19 protein-coding genes are annotated in these 23,566 nt (G+C 67.0%); 7 read left to right on the top strand and 12 right to left on the bottom strand.

Going from position 1 to position 23,566, the window contains the following annotated elements:
• Positions 1 to 2 precede the first annotated feature (2 nt).
• Both rfbB and rfbA read right to left on the bottom strand, forming a co-directional pair.
• Positions 3 to 1,001, bottom strand: coding sequence for a dTDP-glucose 4,6-dehydratase (gene rfbB, locus FFS56_RS02160; protein ID WP_046749524.1), 999 nt, complete (start codon positions 999 to 1,001; stop codon positions 3 to 5).
• Positions 998 to 1,870 carry a glucose-1-phosphate thymidylyltransferase RfbA gene (gene rfbA / locus FFS56_RS02155; RefSeq protein WP_046749523.1) on the bottom strand — a complete coding sequence of 291 codons (873 nt, stop codon included), beginning with the start codon at positions 1,868 to 1,870 and terminating at the stop codon, positions 998 to 1,000. Before rfbA ends, rfbB begins: the two co-directional genes overlap by 4 nt.
• A 208-nt stretch (positions 1,871 to 2,078) precedes the next feature.
• On the opposite strand from rfbA, the gene FFS56_RS02150 reads away from it, so the two are divergent.
• Positions 2,079 to 4,472, top strand: coding sequence for a hypothetical protein (locus tag FFS56_RS02150; RefSeq protein WP_127012363.1), 2,394 nt, complete (start codon positions 2,079 to 2,081; stop codon positions 4,470 to 4,472).
• Between the two features lie 205 nt (positions 4,473 to 4,677).
• On the opposite strand, the gene FFS56_RS02145 is transcribed toward FFS56_RS02150, so the two are convergent.
• Positions 4,678 to 6,519, bottom strand: a complete 1,842-nt coding sequence (locus FFS56_RS02145) for a hypothetical protein (protein WP_046749522.1) — start codon at positions 6,517 to 6,519, stop codon at positions 4,678 to 4,680.
• 91 nt (positions 6,520 to 6,610) lie between these two features.
• On the opposite strand from FFS56_RS02145, the gene FFS56_RS02140 reads away from it, so the two are divergent.
• A complete protein-coding gene (locus FFS56_RS02140; RefSeq protein ID WP_127012362.1) occupies positions 6,611 to 8,788 on the top strand; it encodes a hypothetical protein in 2,178 nt (725 codons plus the stop codon).
• 34 nt (positions 8,789 to 8,822) lie between these two features.
• Here FFS56_RS02140 and FFS56_RS02135 read toward each other — a convergent pair whose 3' ends face one another.
• The 5 genes from FFS56_RS02135 to FFS56_RS02115 all read right to left on the bottom strand — a co-directional run bounded on the left by FFS56_RS02135 (position 8,823) and on the right by FFS56_RS02115 (position 14,271).
• The gene (locus FFS56_RS02135; RefSeq protein WP_052748824.1) at positions 8,823 to 9,746 is read right to left on the bottom strand and encodes an NAD-dependent epimerase/dehydratase family protein; all 924 of its coding nucleotides are present in this window, start codon (positions 9,744 to 9,746) and stop codon (positions 8,823 to 8,825) included.
• Positions 9,733 to 10,746, bottom strand: a complete 1,014-nt coding sequence (locus FFS56_RS02130) for a glycosyltransferase (RefSeq protein WP_171010963.1) — start codon at positions 10,744 to 10,746, stop codon at positions 9,733 to 9,735. Before FFS56_RS02130 ends, FFS56_RS02135 begins: the two co-directional genes overlap by 14 nt.
• The gene (locus tag FFS56_RS02125) at positions 10,743 to 11,573 is read right to left on the bottom strand and encodes a glycosyltransferase family 2 protein (protein ID WP_046749520.1); all 831 of its coding nucleotides are present in this window, start codon (positions 11,571 to 11,573) and stop codon (positions 10,743 to 10,745) included. The genes FFS56_RS02130 and FFS56_RS02125 overlap by 4 nt, the downstream gene beginning before the upstream one ends.
• Positions 11,570 to 12,022: a GtrA family protein gene (locus tag FFS56_RS02120; RefSeq protein ID WP_046749519.1), complete on the bottom strand. Its 453-nt coding sequence runs from the start codon at positions 12,020 to 12,022 to the stop codon at positions 11,570 to 11,572. Before FFS56_RS02120 ends, FFS56_RS02125 begins: the two co-directional genes overlap by 4 nt.
• A gap of 134 nt (positions 12,023 to 12,156) precedes the next feature.
• Positions 12,157 to 14,271, bottom strand: a complete 2,115-nt coding sequence (locus tag FFS56_RS02115) for an acyltransferase family protein (RefSeq protein WP_127012361.1) — start codon at positions 14,269 to 14,271, stop codon at positions 12,157 to 12,159.
• 220 nt (positions 14,272 to 14,491) lie between these two features.
• On the opposite strand from FFS56_RS02115, the gene glf reads away from it, so the two are divergent.
• Genes glf through FFS56_RS02100 form a run of 3 tightly spaced genes read left to right on the top strand, consistent with a single transcriptional unit; the run spans position 14,492 to position 17,194 of the window.
• Positions 14,492 to 15,628: a UDP-galactopyranose mutase gene (glf, locus tag FFS56_RS02110; RefSeq protein WP_046749516.1), complete on the top strand. Its 1,137-nt coding sequence runs from the start codon at positions 14,492 to 14,494 to the stop codon at positions 15,626 to 15,628.
• A 10-nt stretch (positions 15,629 to 15,638) separates the two neighbouring features.
• The gene (locus FFS56_RS02105; protein WP_127012360.1) at positions 15,639 to 16,457 is read left to right on the top strand and encodes an ABC transporter permease; all 819 of its coding nucleotides are present in this window, start codon (positions 15,639 to 15,641) and stop codon (positions 16,455 to 16,457) included.
• Positions 16,457 to 17,194, top strand: coding sequence for an ABC transporter ATP-binding protein (locus FFS56_RS02100; RefSeq protein ID WP_046749514.1), 738 nt, complete (start codon positions 16,457 to 16,459; stop codon positions 17,192 to 17,194). The genes FFS56_RS02105 and FFS56_RS02100 overlap by 1 nt, the downstream gene beginning before the upstream one ends.
• A gap of 19 nt (positions 17,195 to 17,213) precedes the next feature.
• Here the strand turns inward: FFS56_RS02100 and FFS56_RS02095 are convergent, their stop codons facing one another.
• The 3 genes from FFS56_RS02095 to pseB are packed head-to-tail and all read right to left on the bottom strand — an operon-like array spanning position 17,214 to position 20,058.
• On the bottom strand, positions 17,214 to 17,945 hold the full coding sequence (locus tag FFS56_RS02095) for a glycosyltransferase family protein (protein ID WP_127012359.1): 732 nt from the start codon (positions 17,943 to 17,945) through the stop codon (positions 17,214 to 17,216).
• Positions 17,942 to 19,066, bottom strand: coding sequence for a UDP-4-amino-4,6-dideoxy-N-acetyl-beta-L-altrosamine transaminase (pseC, locus tag FFS56_RS02090; protein WP_046749513.1), 1,125 nt, complete (start codon positions 19,064 to 19,066; stop codon positions 17,942 to 17,944). The genes FFS56_RS02095 and pseC overlap by 4 nt, the downstream gene beginning before the upstream one ends.
• A 2-nt stretch (positions 19,067 to 19,068) precedes the next feature.
• Positions 19,069 to 20,058, bottom strand: a complete 990-nt coding sequence (gene pseB / locus FFS56_RS02085) for a UDP-N-acetylglucosamine 4,6-dehydratase (inverting) (protein WP_046749512.1) — start codon at positions 20,056 to 20,058, stop codon at positions 19,069 to 19,071.
• Between the two features lie 111 nt (positions 20,059 to 20,169).
• Between pseB and FFS56_RS02080 the strand changes: the two genes are divergently transcribed.
• Positions 20,170 to 21,663, top strand: a complete 1,494-nt coding sequence (locus FFS56_RS02080; protein WP_127012358.1) for a bifunctional UDP-2,4-diacetamido-2,4,6-trideoxy-beta-L-altropyranose hydrolase/GNAT family N-acetyltransferase — start codon at positions 20,170 to 20,172, stop codon at positions 21,661 to 21,663.
• Here the strand turns inward: FFS56_RS02080 and pseI are convergent, their stop codons facing one another.
• Positions 21,664 to 22,725: a pseudaminic acid synthase gene (gene pseI / locus FFS56_RS02075; protein WP_249352923.1), complete on the bottom strand. Its 1,062-nt coding sequence runs from the start codon at positions 22,723 to 22,725 to the stop codon at positions 21,664 to 21,666.
• Positions 22,726 to 22,846: 121 nt separating this feature from the next.
• Here pseI and FFS56_RS02070 point away from each other — a divergent pair, with 121 nt between their 5' ends.
• Entirely contained in the window at positions 22,847 to 23,545 is a 699-nt protein-coding gene (locus tag FFS56_RS02070; protein WP_197077720.1) for a hypothetical protein, read from the top strand.
• The last annotated feature ends 21 nt before the right edge of the window (positions 23,546 to 23,566 follow it).

Here is a 23,566-nt window from a genome sequence, read left to right as displayed (position 1 = left end):
GCCTACTGTCCCTTGCCCGCGTAGAACGCCTCGGTGGCGTCCTTGGACGGAGCCCACCAATCCTCGTTCTCGCGGTACCACGCGATGGTGGCGGCGAGACCGGCCTCGAAGTCACCGAACTTCGGCGCCCAGCCGAGCTCGGTGCGAAGCTTCGTGGAGTCGATGGCGTACCGGAGATCGTGGCCGGCGCGGTCGGTCACGTGGTCGTAGGCGTCGGCAGGTTGGCCCATCTCGGTGAGGATCAGCTCGATGACGGACTTGTTGTCCTTCTCGCCGTCTGCGCCGATCAGGTAGGTCTCGCCGATCTCACCCTTCTCGAGGATCGTGAGCACGGCAGACGAGTGGTCGTCGGCGTGGATCCAGTCGCGCACGTTCTGACCGGCTCCGTAGAGCTTGGGCCGGATGCCGCGGATGACGTTCGTGATCTGTCGCGGAATGAACTTCTCGACGTGCTGGTAGGGGCCGTAGTTGTTCGAGCAGTTCGAGATCGTCGCCTGCACGCCGAAGGAACGCACCCAGGCGCGCACGAGGAGATCGCTGCCGGCCTTGGTCGACGAGTACGGCGACGACGGGTTGTACGGCGTCGATTCGGTGAATCGCTCTGGATCGTCGAGTTCGAGGTCGCCGTACACCTCGTCGGTGGAGATGTGGTGGAACCGGCGTTCATGGCGCCGGGCCGCCTCGAGGAGCGTATAGGTGCCGATGATGTTCGTGTCGAGGAACGGGCGCGGATCGTGGAGCGAGTTGTCGTTGTGGGACTCCGCGGCGTAGTGCACGACGGCATCCGCCTCCGCGAAGAGCCCGTCGACGAGCTCGGCGTCGGCGATGTCGCCCTGGACGAGTCGCACGCGGTCGGACGGAAGCCCCTCGAGGGAAGCCGTGTTGCCGGCGTACGTCAGCTTGTCGAGCACCGTGACCTGTGCATCGGTGTTCTCGACGACATGGTGAACGAAGTTCGAACCGATGAATCCGGCTCCGCCGGTGACGAGCAGACGAGTCATCGACGGCCTCTTTCCAGTGTCTCGAGAAGGTACGAGCCGTACCCGGATTTGACGAGCGGTTCGGCTCGCTGACGGAGTTCGTCGTCGCTGAGGAATCCCTGCCGCCACGCGACCTCTTCGGGAACCCCGATCGAGAGGCCGGTGCGACGCTGAATCGTCCGCACGTACTCCGCCGCGTCGGTCATCTGATCGAACGTTCCGGTGTCGAGCCATGCCGTCCCGCGCGGGAGTACCTCGACCTGCAGCGAACCGCGCTCGAGGTAGGCGCGATTCACGTCGGTGATCTCGTACTCCCCGCGGGGAGAGGGCTGCAGGTTGCGCGCGATCTCGATGACGTCGTTGTCGTAGAAGTAGAGGCCCGGAACCGCGAAGCTGCTCTTCGGGACGGCCGGCTTCTCCTCGAGGGAGATGGCCTTGCCCTCCTCGTCGAACTCCACGACGCCGTACGCCTTCGGGTCGGCGACCCAGTAGGCGAAGATGGCGCCGCCGTCGATCTCGGTGTAGCGCTTCAACTGGGTGCCGAGGCCGGGGCCGTAGAGCAGGTTGTCACCCAGCACGAGCGCGACGCGGTCGTCGCCGATGAAATCCGCGCCGATCGTGAACGCCTGCGCGAGTCCGTCGGGAGACGGCTGCACCGCGAACGTGATCGACACCCCGAACTGGGAACCGTCGCCCAGCAGGCGCTCGAAGAACGGAGCGTCGTGCGGCGTCGTGATCACCAGGATCTCGTCGATGCCCGCGAGCATCAGCGTCGACAGCGGGTAGTACACCATCGGCTTGTCGAACACGGGGATCAACTGCTTGGAGACGCCCAGGGTGATCGGATGAAGTCGGGTACCGGAGCCGCCCGCGAGAATAATGCCTTTCACCCGTCTATCGTGCCACATCCACGCCAGCGGGCTTGTGACTTCGCTGACCTGCGGTTCGCCCGGCCCGGAGGGGTGTGTGCGCGCGAGCCCGGGATGCGTGTCGGAACCTGTGGTGATCGGGTCAGAGCCCGGGTGAGAGTCCGCTGGGTCCGGGCGCGTCGCGGAAGTCCCAGTAGCCCCACCCGTTAACATGCGCAACAATGGTCCCATGAGACAGCGTGTACCCGATTCCGTTCGTGCGCCCAGGGTGCGTGCCGCCGTCACCATCGTGGCTGTGTTGTCCGGCTTCCTCGTCGCCCTCGCCCCGGGCGTCGCGACCGCTGCGACTCCTGCCGAGTCCGCGTCTCAACGCACGGCGCAGTCGTTGATCGTGCCCGCGGCGGACCTCCGCCAGTTCAACGCGGGGAACATCATCTCCGACGAGGTCTTCTTCAACCCCGGGACCATGTCCGAGTCGGACATCGCCGCGTTCCTGCGCAGCAAGGTGCCTTCGTGCCAGTCCGGGTACGTCTGTCTGAAGGATTACACGCAGAGCACGGTCTCCAAGGCCGCCGACGCGTACTGCGATGGCTATGCCGGTGCGGCCAACGAGCCGGCTGCCAGGATCATCTACAAGACCGCCATCTCGTGCGGCATCAACCCGCAGGTCATCCTCGCGACGCTGGAGAAAGAGCAGAGCCTCGTCACAAACCGCTTGCCGAGCGATTGGCGCTATGTGGTCGCGATGGGGCACGGCTGCCCGGACTTCAGGAAGTGCGACCCCCGCTTCGCCGGATTCCAGAATCAGGTGTACGGCGCGGCTCGACAGTTCCAGATCTATGCGGAGGGTCGCTACTTCACCTACTACGCTCCGGGGAAGACGTGGAACATCCTCTACAGCCCCTACCCGGAGCGTGGCTGTGGCACCTCGCCGGTGTACGTCGCGAACAAGGCGACCGCCGCCCTGTACTACTACACCCCGTATCAGCCGAACGCCGCCGCCCTCAACAACCCCTACGGGAACGGGGACGGCTGCTCCGCGTACGGAAACCGGAACTTCTATCGGAACTTCGTCGACTGGTTCGGCAGCACGCAGATCTCCAACATGACGATCGCGAAGACCAACTCCAGTGCGGATGTCTTCCTGATCTCCGAGAAGTCGCGCTGGCGGATCGGCGATCTCGAGTCGTTCGGCGAGCTCAACGCGGCGTATGGCCCGGTGCGAGTCGTCAGCGACGCGACCCTGAGCGCCTTCACGCTGAGGGGGACGACCAGTTCGGTGCTGCGAGACCCCGCGACGGGGACGATGGCCATGGTCCAGGGCGGCCAGATGCACCGCATTCCGAGCTGCGAACTCGTCGCGTACTGGGGTTCCTCGTGTGCGGCGCCGACGACCGTGACGTCGACGCTCTTCAACCGATTGTCGATGGGCGCGGAGGTCGGCACCTACTTCCAGGTGCGCGGCTCGTCCACGTGGGGCCGTTTCGACTCCGCGACCACGGCGACGCCTCTCTTCGACTCCAGGGCGGCCGCAGCGGTCAACAGCACGCCGGGAAAGCCGCCGTACGCGCCGTACATCTCCGCAGACCGATTCGCGAAACTGACGAAGTCGGCTCCGTACTTCGCGCCGGTATCCGTGGTCAAGGCGGACAACGACAGCAAGGTGTATTTGACCGTCGACTTCGACAAGCTCGCGTGGATCCGCAACTGGTCCGAGGTGGCCGAGTACGGCGTCGGTCCGGCATCCATGGTGACGGTCCCGGCCAGCAGCATGTCGCGCTACCGGGACAGCGGTCTGGCGATCAAGCCAGGGCTGCGCTGCGGCACCCAGAGCTACCTCGTCGCGAGCGGTGCCCTGGCCCCCATCGCCACGCCGGCGTCGGCCGGTGTCGCGCTCATGGACGCCGGGGCGGCCACCTGCGCGCAGCTGCCGTCGATCGGCGGCGCGGGGAACGTGCTCGCGGTGAAGACCGCGGCCTCGCCCTCGGTCGTCGTGATCGAAGCAGGCAAGCAGCGGCCGGTCCTGGCCTGGAGCCTGCTCGTGCAGGCCAACGGCGGAGCGGCCCCCAGCATCGCGACCGTGCAGCCCGCGACGCTTGCGGCATTCCCCACCGGACCGGCGATGGCAGACGGACAGGTGGTGAAGCTCAGCACCTCACCCGACATCATGTTCGTCAGCGGACAGACCGCGTTCCGGATCCCCTCGGCCGGCGTCGCGGCCGATCTCGGCGTGAGCCTCGCTTTCACGCTGCTGTCGGCCGAAGCGTTCAGCGGCATGACGAAGGGACCGGATGTCGGCCCGATCGTCGCGTGCGCGGGCCAGACGTATCTGGCGGCATCGGGAGGCCTCTGGCCGATCTCCGCGACCGTGATGCCGACCACCTCCGTGGTCCAGCTGAGCTCGGCGGCCTGCGCCCGTCTCGATCTGAAAGCGGGCGGCGCGAAGGACCGGGTCTTCGTGAAGTCAGCTACCTCGGGCGACGTCTATGTCGTCGAGGGCGGCTCGGCGAAGCACGTCACCTCGTGGGCGAAGCTCGTCGCCCTGGCCGGCACCGGGTCTCCTCAGATCCTCACTCTCTCTGCGAACTCACTCGCCATGCTCCCGAAGGGCGCTGCCCTCTGACCTGAGTGGGTGCCCCGACAGGGGCACCCACTCAGCTAGCGGCGCAGGCCGCGGGGGAGGATGCCGGCCTTCCGATGACGAAGATCTCGGAAAGACGGCACTCGCGTCCACCGGCCTGTCTTCCGCTCGCATCGAGGCGTCCCCGCAGACGTATCCCGGGCCGGGTCGTGGCCTCAGCAGGCTCGGGGGCGCCGCGCCGCCGGCTTCAGTCGGCGACCCGCCAGAGCGTGATCCGACCGTCTCCCTGCGTGCCGTCGAGGATGACTTCGCCGTCGCTCAGCCCGTAGTCGGCAGTGGAGACGCGCTCGAGGCGATCGGCATAGACGCTTTCCCAATCGGTGGCGCAGTTGGAGTCCGTGAGCACGAACCGGGTGTCGGAGGACTTCATCGCCTCGAAGTCGAGGGTCCCCGCGTCCCGCGCGCTGATGATGTCGTCGATGGCATCCTTGTCCGCGGGCCACGCCATCCCCAGGTGGTAGTACGCGAAGGGTGAGCCCGACGTCACCTTGGCGGTGCGGTTGTCGACGCATCGCTCGGTCACGAGCAGCCCGGTGGACGCGTCGAGGCTCCCCTCGCGTGCCATCGCGGTGATCGCTGACTCCCGTTCGGTCGACGGGTTCCACGAGGCCTGCATCGTGCCGTCCCTGACCGAGTTGATCCAGTCGGGAACCGAGACGCCCCAGATGGCGATGGACACCGCGACCGCTGCCACGAGAATCGTCTTCTCCGGCGCGTTCTTCGCGCGGTCGGTGCCCTCCGCCCTCACCCGTGTCAACTGGGCCGACAGCCGGGCGAACCCGAACAGTGCGAACACTCCGCCGACGAGCAGCCCCTCGATCCAGAAGCGGTACGGCTCCGCATTCGCGCCCCAGACGTCGTTGACGGAGAGGAACGGGAGCACGAAGAGCACCGTGGACGCAAGGGTGATCGTCAGTCGGTCCTGGAGGCGGAAAGCGAGGACGAGGACGAGGACGAGCGGGATGAGCACGGGCGCGGCGCTGACCAGCGCCTGCCAGGACACGATCCCCAGCTGGTGGTTCGAGGCGACGCGGTAGGTGAGGAACGGGTCACCCGACACCATGCCGCCCAGCGTGAAGAGCACCTGAGGTGCCGCAGTGAGGACGGCGACCGTGCCCGCCAGAGCGACGAGCCCGCGCGTGCGCACGATGGCGCTCACGAGCCCGGGGAACGCCGGGATCAGACCGAACATCAGGGTCGGGAGCTGGCCGATGCGATCGGCGATGAGGGGTCCGGCGACGAAGACCACCGCGACCAGCAGGACGGCCGTGACGATCGTCGTCTTCCGGCGTTCGCGGACGAACACGATCGCGGCGATGGCTGCTCCGTACGCGAGGAGATAGGTGAAGGTGAGGAACGAGTATGTCTGGAAGCTGGACAGCATGCCGACGAGGCCGGCGGCGACGAGTGTGACGATCACGCGCGTACGCGTGCGCCGCTGACCGGACCACGCCCAGATCAACGCCGACACCGCGATGAGACCGACGCAGAGCCCTGCGGTCTCGCCGTTGTTGGAGAACAGTGCCCCGTATGGGCCCCACAGCACCGCGTGCGCCTGTAGGACCGTGTACCAGCTGTCGGCCTGCTGCATGTAGGCGAAGGTGCCGGTGAAGAAGGGGAGGGGCGCGAGCAGCGCCACCCACCAGCGCTTGGCGAGGACGGCGGCGACGATCCCGATCGCGGTCACCGCCATGATCTGCAGGACGAAGGAGGTGAGATTCCATGCCGTCACGGTGGGGAGGCCGAACACGCGAGCCACGGCGCCGACGATCGAGTAGTAGAACCGCGGATAGTGGCTGACTCCGGTCATCGACACCGGTTCGGTGGAATCGAGGTGTCCGTTCGCGACGTCTGCCGAGATCGCGAGGTACCCGAGCTGGTCGTACCAGAAGTTCGTGCGCAGACCCGTGAGCGGGTTGCGCCCGCGGCCGATCTGGCCCGCCTGCTGCAGGACGACCATCGCGAAGCCCGCCGTGATCGCGGCGGCTATGGTCAGGGACAGGAAGCGTCGGCGATCAGTTCTCGGCACCGGTCGAGCTTATCAGCGCGTCTCTGCGCGACGCGGGGCGGCCTACCCGGGGCTGCGGGGCCTGTTCGCGAGCATCGACTAGCCTCGAAGGGTGCTCAACACTGTCGAAACCCCCCACCTCACGAAAAGCCCGCGGCGGGCTCTCTCGTCGGTCACCGCGAGCGCTACGTTCTGGTGGGCTGCGTCGCTGCTGACGGTCGCGGTCATCTGCGTCATCCGCGTCGTCCGAGCACCGCGCTTCTTCTTCTGGGACGACTCGCAACTGGGCGCGTACGGCCAGTGGTACGGCCTCGGAGACCGTCTGCTGAACGGCGATCTGTCGCTGCTCTCGCCGGGTTCCTGGCAGGGAGGGAACTATCTCGCCGAGGGGCAGTGGGGGATCTTCAACCCGCTCACCTGGTTGATCGCCATCGGCACCCACGCCGTCGACAACGCGCTCATCTACACGACGATCGTCAAGGTCGTGCTGCTGCTGCTGCTCGCCACCGGAGCCTTTCTGCTGGCAAGGTCATACGGTGCTGCACCCTGGTGGGCTGCCCTCGCCGGCGTGATCGCGGCCACGGGTGGGCAGACGATCTTCATGGATGCCCCCTCCTGGGTGACCGGTCTGCAGAACATCGCGATGTTCGCACTCAGCTGGTGGGCGCTGCGACGGCATCTCGACGGCAAGATGGGCCCGTGGCTGTACATCCTCTTCGCCTACCTCCTCGTCACGGCAGGCTACGTCTTCGGCGTGATCGAGCTCGCCGTCCTGCTCCTCGCCATCGTCGTCGAGCGGGCGATCGTTCGAGACTGGGTGAACGTCACGCGTGTGCTTCTCGTCGGCGTGTACACCGCGCTGGTGGCCGTGTTGATCTATCTGCCGGGACTGCTGACGTCGCCTGTCACGGCCAGGGCCAGCGCGGACATCCTCAACGACCAGTTCCTGAACATGGATCTCGGTGACCTCGCCACCTCCGTCATCACCACGGCGACCAGCTCCGTCCGCGGATACTGGGGCGACCTCGTTCCGGTACCGCTGCAGTACGTGTCCTGGTTGATTCCCCTCCTCGTGCTCTGCGGTTCCTGGCGGCGTTCGCTCGCCTCGTTGAAGATCCCGGCGATCATGCTCGTCTTCAGCGTCGCTCTCGTGGTCGGCCCCAGCGTCATCGGACCGCTGCGGTACCCGGCACGGATGATGCCCTACGTCGTCCTCGCGGTCGCCGTGATCATCGCCGTGGTCGCATCGAACGGAATGCCCCGTCGCGTCGACCCGAGGAGGGCCTGGATCGCCGTGGGCCTGACCGTGGTGTCGGGGTGGCTCGCCTGGGCTGCTCAGCCGGCCTCCTGGAAATGGGTCCTTCTCGCGACCGTCCTGCAGGGCGCGGTCTTCCTGCTTCTCGCGGCCCGCGGTCGTCTCGGTGTGCTCGTCTCGTCCGGCCCGCGCAAGGCGGGGGTGCTCCTCGTGGCCTCGCTGCTCGTGATGGTGCCGCAGATCGTCAAGTACCCGACGAGTCCGCTCGGCAACTTCAACGTGCCGTCGTCGGTGTCGACGATGCGCGACGTCGCGGCGGATTGGGATCCGGGCATCTTCACTGTCGGAGACGTCTACTCGTTGCAGTTCGGAGCGCCGGGGTCGTACGAGGAATCGCTCCTCGCGAACCTCTGGTACGTGACGGGCAAGGAGGCCGCGAGTGTGTACACGGTGCTTCCGTTCAAGGCGTTCTCGGAGAAGCTCTGTGTCGATCTGCGCGGATGGACCTGCCCTGACGCCTTCGACGCGCTCTTCGAGGAGACGGACGGCCAGACCCTGGCAGATGACATGTCGCTGAACACCGTCGTCGTCGTCAAGGGAGACGGGCTCGAGCGAATCGGATCCGCCCCGGCCGGGTGGTCGGTGGAAGACCGGGAGTTCACCTGGTTGCTGACGCGTGACGAGCCGGTGGACCGTGCAGGCGGGATCGCACGCACCAGTGGCGATGCGGAGGTCAGCCTGGTGTCTCGAGACGACATGAGCGTCACCGTCCACGTCGACTCCGTCGGCGAACGCGGCGGGTCCGTCGTGTTCAGCCGCCTGGCCTGGCCCGGCTACTCCGCCGACGGCGGGCAGATCGCGGACCCCGACCTGGGCTTCCTGCTCACGCTCGATCTGTCGAAGGAGGACGCGGGGAAGGACATCACGGTGACCTTCCGGCCTCCGGGGTGGAACCTCGAGCTCGCGTCCGCGGGCGGTGCCGTGCTCGCAGCCATCGCCGCAGGAGTGATCTGGTTCCGCCGCCGGCGCGCCTGAGGCGGCCGAGCGGCGGCTCCGGCCGAGCGACCGCTCAGGACGGCAGGATGTGCTGGCTGAGCTGCGCCCGATAGATGTTGCCGAGGCCCTCGGGCACGGTGGTGGAGACGAAGGCGTCCAACTCCGGCCAGACGATCGATCGCACACGGAGGTCGCCGGCCTGGCCGGTGGCATCTCCCTGTCCCGTCACGATCGGCACGGGCTTTCGCCGCAGTCGCGACATCTCACCCATGAGCGCTCCGATGGAGAGGGCATCCATCGCCCCGACGATCTTGGTGACGACGCTGCCCGCCGGCTCGGCTGCCATGCGAGACATCGCGGCGAGCACGACGCGTGCGCAATCGTCGACGTAGATGTAGTCGCGCAGCGTGTCGAGGGGGACGTAGATCGAGACAGGGCGTCCGGTGACGTAGCTCTCGACGATCACCGAGATGAGTCCCTGGCCTTTACCGAGGTCCTGACCGGGGCCGTAGAGGTTCGTGATGCGAGCGATGAACCCGCGGAAGCCGTGCGCCGTCGCCTGATCGCGGAGCGCTTGCTCCATGGCCAGCTTCGTCTCGCCGTACGCGGACATCGGAACCGTGGGGGTGTCCTCCGTGAAGGGGGGAGCGGAGCTTCCCGCGTACGCACCTCCGACGCTCGAAGCGAGGAAGACCCGCCCTCGCGCCCGAACATCTTCAGGAAGCTCGGCGACGGCGTCGAGGAACGCACTGAAGACGGCGCCCTCGGCGAGCATGCGCTCGCGGGGCGTCGACGTCACGCCGCGGCCGGCGCACCAGTAGATGCTCCACTCGCCGTCTGCACCGGCGATGAAGCTCTCGAGCCCTGCACGAAGGTCGTTCTCCGACGCCGTGCGGTCAGCCCAGTTCACCGAGGCCGCGAACGGGGTGCTCCCGAGCTGTGACGCGATCGCCGAGCCGAGAAGGCCTCGACCGATCACCCAGTCAGCGGTCGCCACGTTGGCGCCCGAGCGGCCCTGCCTTGGGGTCGCGCACGATGAGGTAGGCCGGCTTCCCGAGCGCCATGTTGACGGCGACGCCGACGTACTCGGCGATGATGCCGAGTGAGACCAGGATCGCGCCGGTGCCCAGTGCTGTCAGCACCATCTGCGAAGTCCATCCCTCCGGCACGTCGCCGCCGGCGAACCGCATGATCGTCAACCAGATCGCGAAGACGATGCCGCCGACGGCGAACAGGGCGCCGAGCGCTGTGACGAGCCGAAGACCGCGGGTTCCCGAGGTGAGGATCATGCGCCAGAAGTGCGCCATCAGCCGGCGGTACGAGTACCCGGATCGCCGGTCGCCCTCCTCACGCAACTCGACCGGTGAGGTCACGATGTTCGCGGCCACCCAGGAGAGGGCCACATCCAGGTAGACACCGGTGCCGGAATACGCAGCCACCGAGCGTCCGACCTCGCCGAGGATCAGGCGGAAGCTGTTGAAGTTCGAGGCGCGCCCGCCGCCGAACACGGTCTCCAGGATCCGCTTGGAGGCACGTGATGCGGTGTTGCGCACATAGCCGTGGGGCGGTGCGTTCGTCGGCTCGGCGTACACCACGTCCGCTTGCTTCGACATCGCGGTGTCGAGGAGCGAGCCGATGGCCGATGGGTCGTGCTGGCCGTCCTCGTCGAGGGTGACCACCCAGTCGCCACCCGACGATGCGATACCGGCGAGCGTGGCAGCATGCTGTCCGAAGTTGCGGCTCAGCCACACCGCTTTCACGTACGAGCGCTCGGCCGCGAGTCGACGGATGACACGAGCTGAATCATCAGGCCCGTGGTCGAAGGTCAGCACCACCTCGTGCACGACGGCGTGGTTCCCATCAGGCGTGAGGAACGGGGCGGTCAGCGGCGCGATCTCGTCCATGATCGCCTCGAGCGTGCGCTCGCCCTGGTAGACGGGGATCACGATCGAGATCCGGTGCACGTACGGCGATTCCGCAGCGTCGATCGCGCTCATCGCATCCTCCGTTCCAAGACCCTGTAGCTGAGTCTTCTTGCGCGTGCCATGAGACTTGCACGGACGTTCCCCATGGTCACATCCGCAGCCTTCACCGCATCGGGGTACTCCTCGTGCAGCCACCGATGGAACTGATGTGCCTGGGTCGCCTGATCCTTCACGAGCGCGACGCTCCACTGCGTCGTGCTCATCCGGAAGGTCGCACCGGTCTCGACATCGGGAACGAAGTCGCCGGTCATCAGCACGCGAGAATACGACGCCTGGTCGATGAGATACGGGAACCGGTCGTACCAGCCGCCGGCTTCCTGCAACGCGGCGGTACGCATCATGACCGACGCCGGCTCGCCGAACTGGTTGGACCCTGCGCGGACGGCGCGACGCACAGCGGAGCTACCGGGCATGGACGCGGTGAGACCGCGCAGCCCCCACCCCTTGAACAGGACCTTGCTGTCGGCGTCGACGATGTCGCGACGGCACGCGGTGAACACTGCTCCCGACGAGCGGAGGAGCTCGGCCTGTCGGGCGAGGACGCCGGGGCGCAGGACGTCGTCGCCGCAGACGAGCTTCAGGAACTCACCGGTGGCCTCGGCAGTGACGCGATTCCAGTTGCGGGGGGCGCCGCCGCCTGAGGGCGTGTCGAGCAACGTGACCCGAGGGTCGGATTCGTACTGCTCGATCACCGCTCTGGTGCCGTCGGTGGACGAGTGGTCGGCGATCACGAGCTCGAGGTCCACGCCCTCCTGGGCGAGGACGGAATCGATGGTCTCACCGATGACCTTCGCATTGTTGTACGCGGGGATGACGACGGAGACACGGGGACCGGTCACGAATCGGCCTTTCTGCGGAAGGAGAAGCGAGAGTGTCCGAACCAGCTGACCATCGTCGTCACGAAGACGATCAGGGCCTGTGCCGGAATCGGGGGGATCTTCGCGAACTCCACGAGGACGGGGAGCAGGACGGCGTTGACCCCGAGCGCGACGAGGTAGACGGACTCGAATCGGGCCAGATCGAGCCAGACGTGTCCGCGGACCTTGAAGACGAAGCGGCGGTGGAGCACGAACGCGCACAGGACGCTGGCCACATGCGCGAAGAGGAGGGTCGCCATGTAGCCCCACACCTTGCCGATCGTGAGTTCGAAGAGGATGAACCATCCGAAACCGACACCCGTGTTGATGATGCCCACGATGATGAATGCGACGCGTCGGTCTTTGAAGAGCCTCAGGAGCGGGCCGTCGGGGGCGTCCTGATCGAGCTCACCGTTGTCCGGAAGTGCCATGGATACTTTCTCGCGTCCTTCGTGCTCTGAGCGCTTCGAGAGCACCGATCCGGGCGTCGGATCCTGAACAGCCTACCGAAGGATCCTGGGTGACCGGTGATCCGAAGGCCACGCGTCGAGCGGTTCGCCGTGATTCAGTTCGCCGGGTCGAGAAGCGGAGCCAGCCGCTCGGCCAGCGCGGTGCGACTGCTTGCCGCGAAGCTCCTCGTCACGTGATTGTCATCCGAGTAGACGACCAGGCCGCCGATCCGGGAATAGCATCGCGCGGAATCGCAGAAGGCGTCGTCCAGGTCGATCACAGTCGCGGCTGACTTCTCCGCCGCCGCAGTCACCGGGTCGGGGAAGGCGGCATCCGCGCGAGGAAGGGTGCAGTCCTCGGGGCCGGTCGCGCGGCTGAGACAGTCGGCTGCGCTCCCGCCCCCCTTCGGAGGGACGCTGTTCATCTCGGGAGGATCCTTGAGCACGGCGACCGACTTGCCTGCTTGCTCAAGGCGGCTGATCGTCGCGGCGACCGCGGTCTCACTCAGTCCGGGCTCTTCACCGGGAGGGCTGACGTAGAGGCGCGTCCGATTCGTGAGGATGACGGCGCTGATGCGAGGATCGGCGGTGATCTGGGAGAGCGCATCGTCCGAGAGCCGACGGCAGTTCTCCGCGGTCTCGGGATAGCCCCAGGCGGTGCTGACGAGCTCATCCACGAACGCCGGGCATCCCGAGATCAGGAACGTCGAGGTGGACCATCCCGCGTCGTCGGCGACGCTTCGGAACGCCTCGACCCAGCGGGTGGCGTGAGAATCACCGATGATCGCGAGGCGCGGAGATGACTCGTCGCCGAAGTCGCAGCGCTTCACCGCCTCGGCCTGGGCCGAGACCTCGCATTCGAGCACATCGGACGGTGGGGTATCGGCGCTGAAGGAGGAGAGGTCAGCGACCAGGGGGATGGACGTCGGGTCCTCGCACCCCACTTCGAGCATCGCCTGTGCGCCGATGCACTGCTGGGGCGATGCAGCCGGCTCTGGCACCGGCGTGGGGCGCCACGTCGCGAGGGGAAGCGCGACAGCGACGACCACCGCCATCACGACCGCCACGGCTGCGAACACCCACCTCGGGCGAGAGCCGGAGGAGATTCGTCCCGTGCGGATCGGGTCCTCGACCACGACCTTCGACAGCCATCCCAGCAGGATCGAAGCGCCCAGGATCACGATCTTGTCCACGGTCGAGAGGTCACGCGCCAGCGCGAACGGAAGAAGGACGATGAGAGGCCAATGCCAGAGATAGACGCCGTAGGACACGTCGCCGACGAACTGCACAGAGCGTCGTTCCATCGCCCAACGTGTCGAGACCCGCGAGGCAGGCGCGCCGGCCAAGATGACGAGGCATGTCCCGACCACCGGAAGCAGGGCGGTGTAGGAGGGGAACGGCGTCAGGGGGCCGAAGAGCAGGATGGCCGCGACGATGAGGCCGAAGCCGAGCCAGGACAGGGCGGCGGCGGTGAGCGGCCGGAGCGAGAAGCTCGACTTCCTGGCCAGCAGGATCGACAGCAGCGCACCGGCGCCGAATTCCCAGACACGCGTGCTCGTGAAGAAGTAGGCCATGCTCTGGCTTGCCGCGGTGAACAGCACGGAGTGCACGAGCGACACGACGACGACGAAGGCGATGCCCAGCGGCATCACGAGGGAACGCCGCCGGCCCGCCCATCGCCCGAGCATCGCGATCAGCAGGAGCAGCAGAGGCCAGAAGATGTAGAACTGCTCTTCGACGCCGAGCGTCCAGAAGTGCTGCGTCGGCGATTTCACATTGGAAAGCGCCATGTAGTCGACCGATTGCCACGCGAGGGCCCAGTTCTCGCCGTACAACGCCGAGGCGATGATCTCTCCGCCGAACTGGGGCCAGCGCGATGGGGGCACGAAGAGATAGACGGCGCCGGCGGTGACGAGCAGCACGAGCATCGAGGCCGGGAGCAGCCGGCGGGCACGTCGCGCCCAGAATCTCGTCAGGGCGATCCTGCCGGTGCGGGTGTGCTCACGCAGCAGGTGCGCCGTGATGAGGAAGCCGGAGACGACGAAGAAGACGTCGACCCCGACGAAACCGCCCGGCAATCTGGTGGGCCAGAGGTGGTACAGGAGGACCGAGAGGACGGCGAGGGCACGCAGAGCCTGGATCTCCGGGCGTACGCCCGCCCGCGCGTGCTCGCTCGACGAGGGGACTTCCGTCGTCGCCGGGCCGTCGGTGGTCGCGGTGTGGTGTGCCATGGGATCCTTCGAGAGAACGACGGCTTCGGGGCGGCGTGAGGCGGGGGACGATGCTGCGCTCGCGCTCGTCGATCTCGCCACCTTCTTTTCCCGCCGCAAAGACTCTATGACACCCGACGGTTGGAGTTGGCTGTCAGGCGCGGACGAATAGACTCGCTAGGCGGAAGCCGCTCGGCCGCAAGGATCGTGTCGGCGGGAAAATCAATCGGAAAGCAGCAACATGGATCTCCTCGTCGTCGGATCGGGCTTCTTCGGCCTCACCATCGCAGAGCGCGCCGCGAACGCCGGCCGCAAGGTCACGGTCATCGACCGTCGTCACCACATCGGCGGCAACGCCTACAGCGAGGCCGAGCCGCAGACCGGTATCGAGGTGCACCGCTACGGAGCCCACCTCTTCCACACGTCGAACGCCACGGTGTGGGAGTACGTCAACCGCTTCACGACGTTCACCAACTACGTCCACCGCGTCTACACCACGCACAAGGGCGTGGTCTTCCCGATGCCGGTGAACCTGGGCACGATCAACCAGTTCTTCCAGGCGGCGTACACGCCGGACCAGGCTCGAGCTCTCGTCCGGGAGCAGGCGGGGGAGTTCGACGTGAAGTCGGCGGCGAACTTCGAGGAGAAGGGCATCGCCCTCGTCGGGCGTCCGCTGTTCGAGGCGTTCTTCCGCGACTACACCGCCAAGCAGTGGCAGACGGATCCGCACAAGCTCTCCGGCGACATCATCAGCCGTCTGCCCGTGCGCTACACCTACGACAACCGCTACTTCAACGACACCTGGGAGGGTCTGCCCACCGACGGCTACACCGCCTGGATCGAGCGGATGGCCGATCACCCGAACATCGAGGTCAAGCTGGGCGTCGACTACTTCGACGACTCGCAGCCGCTGCACAAGAAGGCCACGGTCGGTCAGCTGCCGGTCGTGTACACCGGGCCGGTCGACCGCTACTTCGACTACGCCGAGGGTGCGCTCAGCTGGCGCACGCTCGACTTCGAGCAGGAAGTGCTCAGCGTCGGCGACTTTCAGGGCACCAGTGTCATGAACTACCCGGACATGGATGTGCCCTACACGCGCATCCACGAGTTCAAGCACTTCCACCCCGAGCGCAAGGACGTCTACGCGCAGGACAAGACGGTCATCATGCGGGAGTTCTCGCGATTCGCCGAGCGCGACGATGAGCCGTACTACCCGGTGAACACGCCGACCGACCGTGACGGCCTGCTGGCCTACCGCGAGTTGACCAAGGGCGAGACCGACGTGCATTTCGGCGGTCGCCTCGGCACGTACCAGTACCTCGACATGCACATGGCCATCGGCTCTGCGCTGTCGATGTGGAACAACGAGCTCGCCTAGACTCGGCACTGTGAGTCACGCTGCTGTCGGGGCGCCGGGGACGCCGCGGCGATACCTTCACTCGCTGTGGCTGCTCTCGGCCCGAGACCTGAAGGTCCGCTATTCGACGAGCATCCTCGGCTACCTGTGGTCTGTGCTCGATCCGCTCGTCATGAGTGTGATCTACTGGTTCGTCTTCACGCAGGTGTTCAAGCGGGACGTCGGGGAAGAGCCGTACATCATCTTCCTCATCAGCGCGCTGCTGCCCTGGGTGTGGTTCAACAGCTCGGTCTCCGACTTCACGAAGGCCTTCAAGAAGGACTCGCGGTTGGTGCGTTCGACGGCCATCCCTCGATCGATCTGGGTGAACCGGATCGTGCTGAGCAAGGGCATCGAGTTCCTCTTCTCGCTGCCGGTCCTCGTGCTGTTCATCGTCGTGAACCTTCTGGTCGAAGCCGATCCGGACCGGACGGTGCAGATCGGGTGGGGCGTCCTCTGGCTTCCCCTGGCCGTCGTGCTGCAGACCATCCTCCTCATCGGGCTCGGCCTGCTGGTGGCGCCCCTGTGCGTGCTCTTCGTCGACCTGGAGCGCACGACGGCGCTGATCCTGCGGGCGATGTTCTACGCGACGCCGATCATCTACAACGTGACCGATCTGCCGGGGATCTTCCAGACCCTCGGAGCCTTCAACCCGCTGGCCGGCATCTTCATGCTCTACCGGATGCCGTTCTTCCCCGACCAGTGGAACACGTTCACGCTGACGATCAGCATCGCGATGAGCCTGCTGATCCTCGCGCTGGGGATCTGGGCCTTCCGCAAGCTCGAGCGACCCGTGCTGAAGGAGCTGTGATGGCGACCGCGATCGAAGTCAGCAGCCTCGGAGTGCGTTTCCGTCGCAACCGACGCGGGTCCCGCAGTTTCAAGGATCTGTTCGGCGGCGCCTCCCGCCGCTCCCGACCCGGAGAGTTCTGGGCGCTTCGGGACGTGTCCTTCTCGGTCCGATCCGGAGAATCGATCGGCGTGGTGGGCCGGAACGGTCAGGGGAAATCGACACTGCTCCGGCTCGTGGCGAAGGTGCTCCTTCCGGACGAAGGCACGGTGACCGTCAACGGCGGAGTCGCACCGCTCATCGAGATCACCGGTGGATTCGTCGGCGACCTCACGGTGCGGGAGAACGTCCGACTCACCGCTGGTCTGCACGGGATGTCCCGCGAGGAGGTGTCGCGGCGCTACGACGGCATCATCGAGTTCGCAGAGCTCGCCGGCTTCGAGGACACTCCCTACAAGCACCTGTCGAACGGCATGAAGGTGCGGCTGGCCTTCGCGGTCGTGTCGCAGCTCGACGAGCCGATCCTCCTCGTCGACGAGGTGCTCGCGGTGGGGGACAAGGCGTTCCGCGAGAAGTGCTATCGACGCATCGACGAGCTGCTCGCCGATGGGCGCACGCTCTTCTTCGTCAGCCACAACGAACGCGACCTGCGCCGTTTCTGCACGCGTGGCCTCTACCTCGACAAGGGCGCTCTGGTCCTCGACGCGCCGATCGCCGAGGTCCTCGACCGTTACAACGAGGACTACAACGCGCGCTGACGCACGTCGGCTCGGGAAGTCACTCCCCGAGCTTCTTCTGCTCCACGTCCGCGTTCAGGGCCACCAGCTCGGGGTGGGCTTCGAGGACCTCGATGATCTCGTCGGCGCTGAGGTCAGCCGCGCTGTAGGTCTCGACGAGGGCGCGGATGACCGCGAGGTCCTCCGGGGTGTCGACGGTGACGCGGAAGCGCGACGCGTCGCGCGTGCCGGTGATGGCGTGCAGGCTCGTATCGGCTCCCCGGCCGCTGTAGAGGAACGGGGTGACGTGCTCGCGATCGGCGGGAAGGGATGCCCGTGCGTCCGCTTCGAGAAGCGCAACGGCGGAGAACACCTCGAAATCGAAGCCACGGGGATAGGTCCGCTCGAGCACGTTGGACACGTGTGCGGTGGGGTCCGCGAGTTCGGCGAACCGCTCGATGCCCCGCCTGACGAGCGCGGGGTCGATGAGGGGGCAGTCCGACGTGACGCGCACGACCACGTCGAGCCCGGCATCGCGCGCGGCGCCTGCGAACCGTCCCAGCACGTCGGTCTCGCTGCCACGGAAGAGGCGCGCTCCTCGGGACACCGCGAGCGCCGCGATCGGATCGTCGCTCGCATTCGTCGTCGTGGCGACGACCAGTGGCAGGTCGAGCTTCTGCAGCCTGTCGATGTGATGGTCGAGCAGGGTGCGTCCGCCCGCGGCGAGCAGGACCTTGCCGGGGAGCCGGGTGCTGGTCATCCGCGCCTGCGTGATGATCCCGACTCGTGTCACCGCAGCGCCTCCGCGAGGGCGTCGACGACCTGGTCGACCTGCGAATCGGTCAGCTCAGGGTGGATCGGAAGCGACAGCTCCTCGCGGTAGAAGGCCTCCGCGTTCGGGCACATCCCTCGCCGGTAGCCCGCGTTGGCGTACACCGGATGCCAGTAGACGGGCATGTAGTTGACCTGGACACCGACGCCGAGTTCCCGCATCCGATCGAAGACCTCACGACGTCGCCCGTCGAGGATGCGCACGGGGTAGAGGTGACGCATCGCGTCGACGTTCTCGCGCTGGACCGGGCGGCGCACGCCGTCGAGATCGGCCAGTGCGTCGTCGTAGCGCCGCGTGATCTCCGCGCGCCGACGTTTGAACGCGTCGAGTCTGGAGAGCTGGGACAGGCCGAGCGCGCAGGCGATGTCGGTGAGTCGGTAGTTCACGCCGAACTCGTGCACCTCCTGATGCCAGGCACCCTCGCCGGGCACCTGGAAGCGCGAGGCATCCCGCACGAGACCGATGTTGTGGAACTCGTGGGCACGCTGTGCCAGCTCGGGATCCTTGGCGACGAGCGCTCCGCCCTCGCCGGTGGTGAGGTTCTTCGTCGGGAAGAACGACAGCGTCGTGATGTCGGCGAGATCGCCCACCGGCCGGCCGTTGTAGGTGCTGCCGATGGAGTGCGCGGCATCGTCGAGGACGAGGGCTCCGTAGCGCGCCGCCGTCGCCGTGAGCCGGTCGTAGTCGGCGGGGTGACCGGCGTAGTCGACGGCGGCGATGATCCGGGTGCGGTCGTCGATGAGGGCATCCACCGCGGCCGGGTCGATGAGGGCGGTGTCCTCCTCCACATCGGCGAAGACGATCCGTGCACCGCGCATGGACGCGGTCGACGTCGTCGCGATGAAGGTCATGGGCGTGGAGATGACGACGTCGCCCTCGGAGATCCCTGCTGCCGCGTACGCCATGTGCAGCGCCGCCGTGCCCGAGGTGGCCGTCACCGCGCGATGGCCGCCGGTGAGCTCGCTGATCTTCGACTCGAAGGCGGAGACGAGGGGTCCGGTGGTGAGCCAGTCGCCGCGGAGGACGTCGACGACGGCCTGGATGTCATCTTCGGAGATGGACTGTCTCCCGTACGGCAGCATCCTCAGATACCCGCTTCGATGATGGCCGCGATCTCGGCCTGCGAGTACCACCGGTCGTTGCTGTCGGATCGGTAGGCGAAGCCTTCGGGCACCGGAACGGCATCCTTCGGGACGCGATAGCCCCACGATGCGAGGTCGGGCTGGATGATGAAGTACTTGCCGTCGGCGACCACCACGGCACGACGGCCTTCCTCGGGGCTGATCATCTCCTCGTGCAGCTTCTCGCCGGGGCGCAGGCCCACGTCGACGAGGTCTGCACCGGGCACGACGGCGTGCGCGAGGTCGGTCACCTTCATCGACGGGATGCGGGGGACCAGCAGCTCACCGCCCTGCATGAGCTCGAAGGTGTCGACGACCATCTCGACGGCCTGCGGCAGCGTGATGAAGAATCGTGTGCAGCGCAGGTCGGTGATCGGCAGCGGCTTGCCTTCGGCTCCGAGCCTCTCGAAGAACGGGATGACCGAGCCGCGCGAGCCCATGACGTTCCCGTACCGCACCACGGCGAAGCGCGTGTCGTAGGCGGCCGCGTAGTGGTTCCCGGTGATGAAGAGCTTGTCGGCTGTGAGCTTGGTGGCGCCGTAGAGGTTGATGGGGCTGGAGGCCTTGTCCGTCGAGAGGGCGACGACCCGCTTCACGCCCGCATCGATCGACGCCTCGATCACGTTCTGGCTGCCCAGCACGTTGGTCTTGACGAACTCGAACGGGTTGTACTCCGCGGTGTCCACCTGCTTGAGCGCGGCTGCGTGCACCACGTAGTCGACTCCGTGCAGGGCGCGGGCGAGGCGCCGCTCGTCGCGGATGTCGCCGATGAACCAGCGCAGCCGGGGGTCGTCGCCGAACTGCTGCCGTACCTCGTACTGCTTCAGCTCGTCGCGGGAGAAGACCACGAGGCGCCGTGGATCGAGGTGCGTCAGCGCGTGGCGGATGAACGCCTTGCCGAACGATCCTGTGCCGCCTGTGATGAGGATGCTCGAGCCCTCGAGAACCGACACTCTGTCTCCCTCAGCGTCGTGGAATGGTGCGGATTCCCGGGTTGAATCACGCCCGGCCTATCCTATCGGGTGGGTACGGGCGTGCCTGCGGACGGTGATGAAGGGCGAACGATGAGTCGACGACGAGCCCTCCTCCATTGCAATGCCGGGGTCGAGTACGGCATGGGGCACCTCATGCGCACGCTCGCGATCGCCGCCGTCGCCAGGGGACGCGGATGGTCGGTGTTGCTCATCGGTGACATCGACGAGGCCGGATCGGCCGCCGCGCACCGCATCGAGCCCGATCTCGCCATCCGATCCGTCGGAGCGGCCGAGCTTCCCGAAACGATCCTCGCAGTGGCCGGAGAGGTGGACGTCCTGCACATCGACGCATACACCGACGTGCCCGATGTTCGCGGTTCCGGGACTCTGGTGAGCAACATGCAGGACGGCCCTTACGGCGTCCGGGAAGCCGATCTCTCGATCGACGCGAACCTCGGGGCCGAGGAGACGTTCGCGCGTCCTGACCTCACCCGCCACCCTCTGGCCGGTCTCGATGTCGCGGTGGTACGCGAGCAGGTGCTCCGTCAGCGCGCCGCATCACACCGGCCAGGCGCAGTGCCCCGTGTGCTCGTCGTCATGGGCGGCTCCGACCCCCGGGGGCTCACGGCTCATGTCGTGCAAGCGCTCGACGGTGTGCCCGCGCCGCTTCGTGTCACGGTGATCGATCCGCGCGACCGCCTGGAGGTGCGGAAGGCTGCCGCCGCGTCCGTCCATGACGTGCAGGTGCGCGGATTCGTCGATGATCTGCCTGCCCTGGCGCGCGAGCATGATCTCGCGGTGACAGCGGCCGGGACGTCCGTGTGGGACTTCGCGTGCATGGGCGTTCCGATGGCCGTCCTGTGCGCTGTCGACAATCAGCGTCCTGGCTACGCGAACGTCGTGAGGCGGGGGCTCGCGGTGGGGCTCGGTGTTCCGCCCCATGCCGATCTGGAGGCACGGGTCGCCGAGCTGGGTGCTCTTCTGCATGACGGCGACGCGCTGGCGGCGCAGTCAGCCGCGCTTCGGGACACGGTCGACGGGCTCGGGACATGGCGGATCGTCGCATCCTGGGAGCAACTCGTCGATGCAGGGCCCGACGAGCCCCGTCCCTCGTCTCCGATCAGCGTGCGCCCGGCGACGCGGGACGACGTCAGGGTGCTCTACGACTGGCGCAACGACGAAGCCACTCGAGCGCACTCCCGGTCGAGCGAAGCTCTCGAATGGGATTCGCACGTCTCGTGGCTCGACCGCACCCTCTCCGACCCGGACCGCCGGCTCCTGGTCATCGAGTCGGAAGGACGACCGGTGGCCTCGACGCGGTGGGACCGGCGTTCCCCGACGGACTGGGAGGCGTCGATCACGGTGGCCCCGGAACAGCGCGGACGTGGCCTCGCCGGCGCCGTGCTCGCCGCCTCGGAACAGGCACTGATCGTGGACGCGCCGAGTCGCCTCCTCGCGACCGTCCACACCACGAACACGGCCTCTTCGAAGCTGTTCCAGCGGGCTGGATACCTGCCGCACCTTCCCGCCGACGCCGGCGGCTTCGCCACGTTCGCGAAGTGGCGTCTCTCGCCGGCTGGCTGACTAGAGCAGATCCCAGGACAAAGGGGTGCCTCGGTCCGCATCGCGGGTGAATCGACGCCCTTCGACCAGTCCGTAGGCCTCCGGTGCCAGACCGCGGGCGGGGCGGATCGAGCGGACGTTCGCCGCGCTGACGACGTCGCCGGCGCGGACATCCGCCGTCACGTACAGGGACCGGCGGAGTGCGAGGACGGTCTGCTCCTGCGGGGTGGGACCGAAGGCGGTTCCGCTTCCTGCGGCGATCCGTGCCTGCTCCGACGCGCTGACCAGCGAGGCGAACTCGGCTGGGCTCAGGGAGAAGTCGGCGTCCACGCCTCCGTCGCCCCGGTCGAGGGTGACATGCTTCTCGATCACCACGGCCCCGAGAGCCGCCGCCGCCACGGCGACCCCGATGCCGAGGGTGTGGTCGGAGAGGCCGACGGGCACGTCGAAGGCGTCGCGCAGCGTCCGGATGTTGCCCAGTCGCGCCTCTTCAGGGATGGCCGGGTAGGCCGCGGTGCAGGCGAGCAGCACCAGCTGAGTGTTGCCGGAGTCGCGGATGGCCGTGACCGCGGCGTCGATCTCGGAGAGCGTGGCCATCCCCGTCGATACGATCATGGGCTTGCCCGTGCGAGCGACCTCGCGGAGGAGCGGAAGGTCGACGATCTCCGCGGACGCCGTCTTGTAGAGCTCGACGCCGAGACCCTCGAGGAACTCGACGGAAGTCGGATCGAACGGCGTGGAGAAGGGGATCAGGCCGTGTGCGGCGGCGCGCTCGAAGATGGGCGCGTGCCACTCCCAGGGCGTGTGCGCCTCCTGGTACAACGAGTACAGATTGCGTCCACCCCAGAGATCGTGGTCGCCCTTCACGCGGAACTCGGGGCGGTCGGAGTCGATCGTGAGCGTGTCGGCGGTGTAGGTCTGGATCTTGAGGGCGTTCGCCCCGGTCGATGCCACGGCATCCACGATCGCGAGCGCTCGTTCGAGATCTCCGTTGTGGTTGCCCGACATCTCGGCGATCGTGAACACGGGGGAGCCGGTGCCGATCTTCGCCGAGGAGAGATCGATGATCTGTGCAGAAGTCACGCCGACAACTCTAGACGGCACCGGTCATGCGTGATCCCGGCACGCGTCGTACCGGCGATGCGATCCTCCACCTCCGGGTGCAGTTCCGGTCCAGCCGGCATATTGCCCTAGGCTGTGGTCTATGGGGCGCGTAACGGAGCTCGTCGGTGACGAGCAAGCGACGGCTGGCGAGGTCGCCTTCTACGATCGCCTCCGTCCTCTCGCGGCCTCTTTCGGATCATCAGGTCGTATCCGTCGCGTCGCCGTGGTGGGCAACCAGCCGCTGGAGCCGTCGGCCGTGCGTGCCGAGCGGATCGATTCCGCCGACCTGGTCTTCCGGGTCAACGGATTCCGTCTGGACGATGTCGACGGACCCGCTGCCGTCGGACGCAGGGCGGACATCGTCGTCTTCAATCGAGGGGTGCGACCCACGCCCTGGTTCTTCGCGGACTACACGGAACGTCTGTACCTCATGGTCGAGCCGGGCCGTCTTCTCTGGGAGAACCCGAAGGTTCCGGAGTTCTGGCCCGCCGATCTCGGAATCGTCACGATGCCCAACCGCGAAGTGGTGCTGCCGCTCGGCGAAGCGATCGGCGCCGACCCCCGCGCCGGCGGGCAGTGGGCGACGACCGGCACGATGATGCTGTGGATCGCGACGAGGCTCTTTCCGGACGCCGAGATCGACGCGGCGGGCTTCTCATTCGTCGACGCGCCCGAGCAGACCGCCTGGCAGCACGCCTACGGCGACCCGTCGGCGGTCGGTGCCGAGCACCGCATCGACCTCGAGTCCGTCCTGGTCCGTCGCTGGATCGACACCGGTCGAATCTCCTATCAACGCTGAGCCGAACACCCGAATATCGCC

This window comes from Microbacterium sp. Beta (assembly GCF_005502545.1).
Taxonomy (GTDB): Bacteria; Actinomycetota; Actinomycetes; order Actinomycetales; family Microbacteriaceae; genus Microbacterium; species Microbacterium oxydans.
This window is presented reverse-complemented; position numbering and strand designations above follow the sequence as displayed.

What these genes read in the sequence shown, in the direction of transcription:
- FFS56_RS02070 (WP_197077720.1), top strand. Translation starts at nt 22,847, where the DNA reads ATGGGGCGCGTAACGGAGCTCGTCGGTGACGAGCAAGCGACGGCTGGC.
- FFS56_RS02120 (WP_046749519.1), bottom strand. Translation starts at nt 12,022, where the DNA reads ATGGCACTTCCGGACAACGGTGAGCTCGATCAGGACGCCCCCGACGGC.
- FFS56_RS02130 (WP_171010963.1), bottom strand. Translation starts at nt 10,746, where the DNA reads ATGAGCGCGATCGACGCTGCGGAATCGCCGTACGTGCACCGGATCTCG.
- rfbB (WP_046749524.1), bottom strand. Translation starts at nt 1,001, where the DNA reads ATGACTCGTCTGCTCGTCACCGGCGGAGCCGGATTCATCGGTTCGAAC.
- FFS56_RS02115 (WP_127012361.1), bottom strand. Translation starts at nt 14,271, where the DNA reads ATGGCACACCACACCGCGACCACCGACGGCCCGGCGACGACGGAAGTC.
- FFS56_RS02100 (WP_046749514.1), top strand. Translation starts at nt 16,457, where the DNA reads ATGGCGACCGCGATCGAAGTCAGCAGCCTCGGAGTGCGTTTCCGTCGC.
- pseC (WP_046749513.1), bottom strand. Translation starts at nt 19,066, where the DNA reads ATGCTGCCGTACGGGAGACAGTCCATCTCCGAAGATGACATCCAGGCC.
- FFS56_RS02150 (WP_127012363.1), top strand. Translation starts at nt 2,079, where the DNA reads ATGAGACAGCGTGTACCCGATTCCGTTCGTGCGCCCAGGGTGCGTGCC.
- glf (WP_046749516.1), top strand. Translation starts at nt 14,492, where the DNA reads ATGGATCTCCTCGTCGTCGGATCGGGCTTCTTCGGCCTCACCATCGCA.
- FFS56_RS02080 (WP_127012358.1), top strand. Translation starts at nt 20,170, where the DNA reads ATGAGTCGACGACGAGCCCTCCTCCATTGCAATGCCGGGGTCGAGTAC.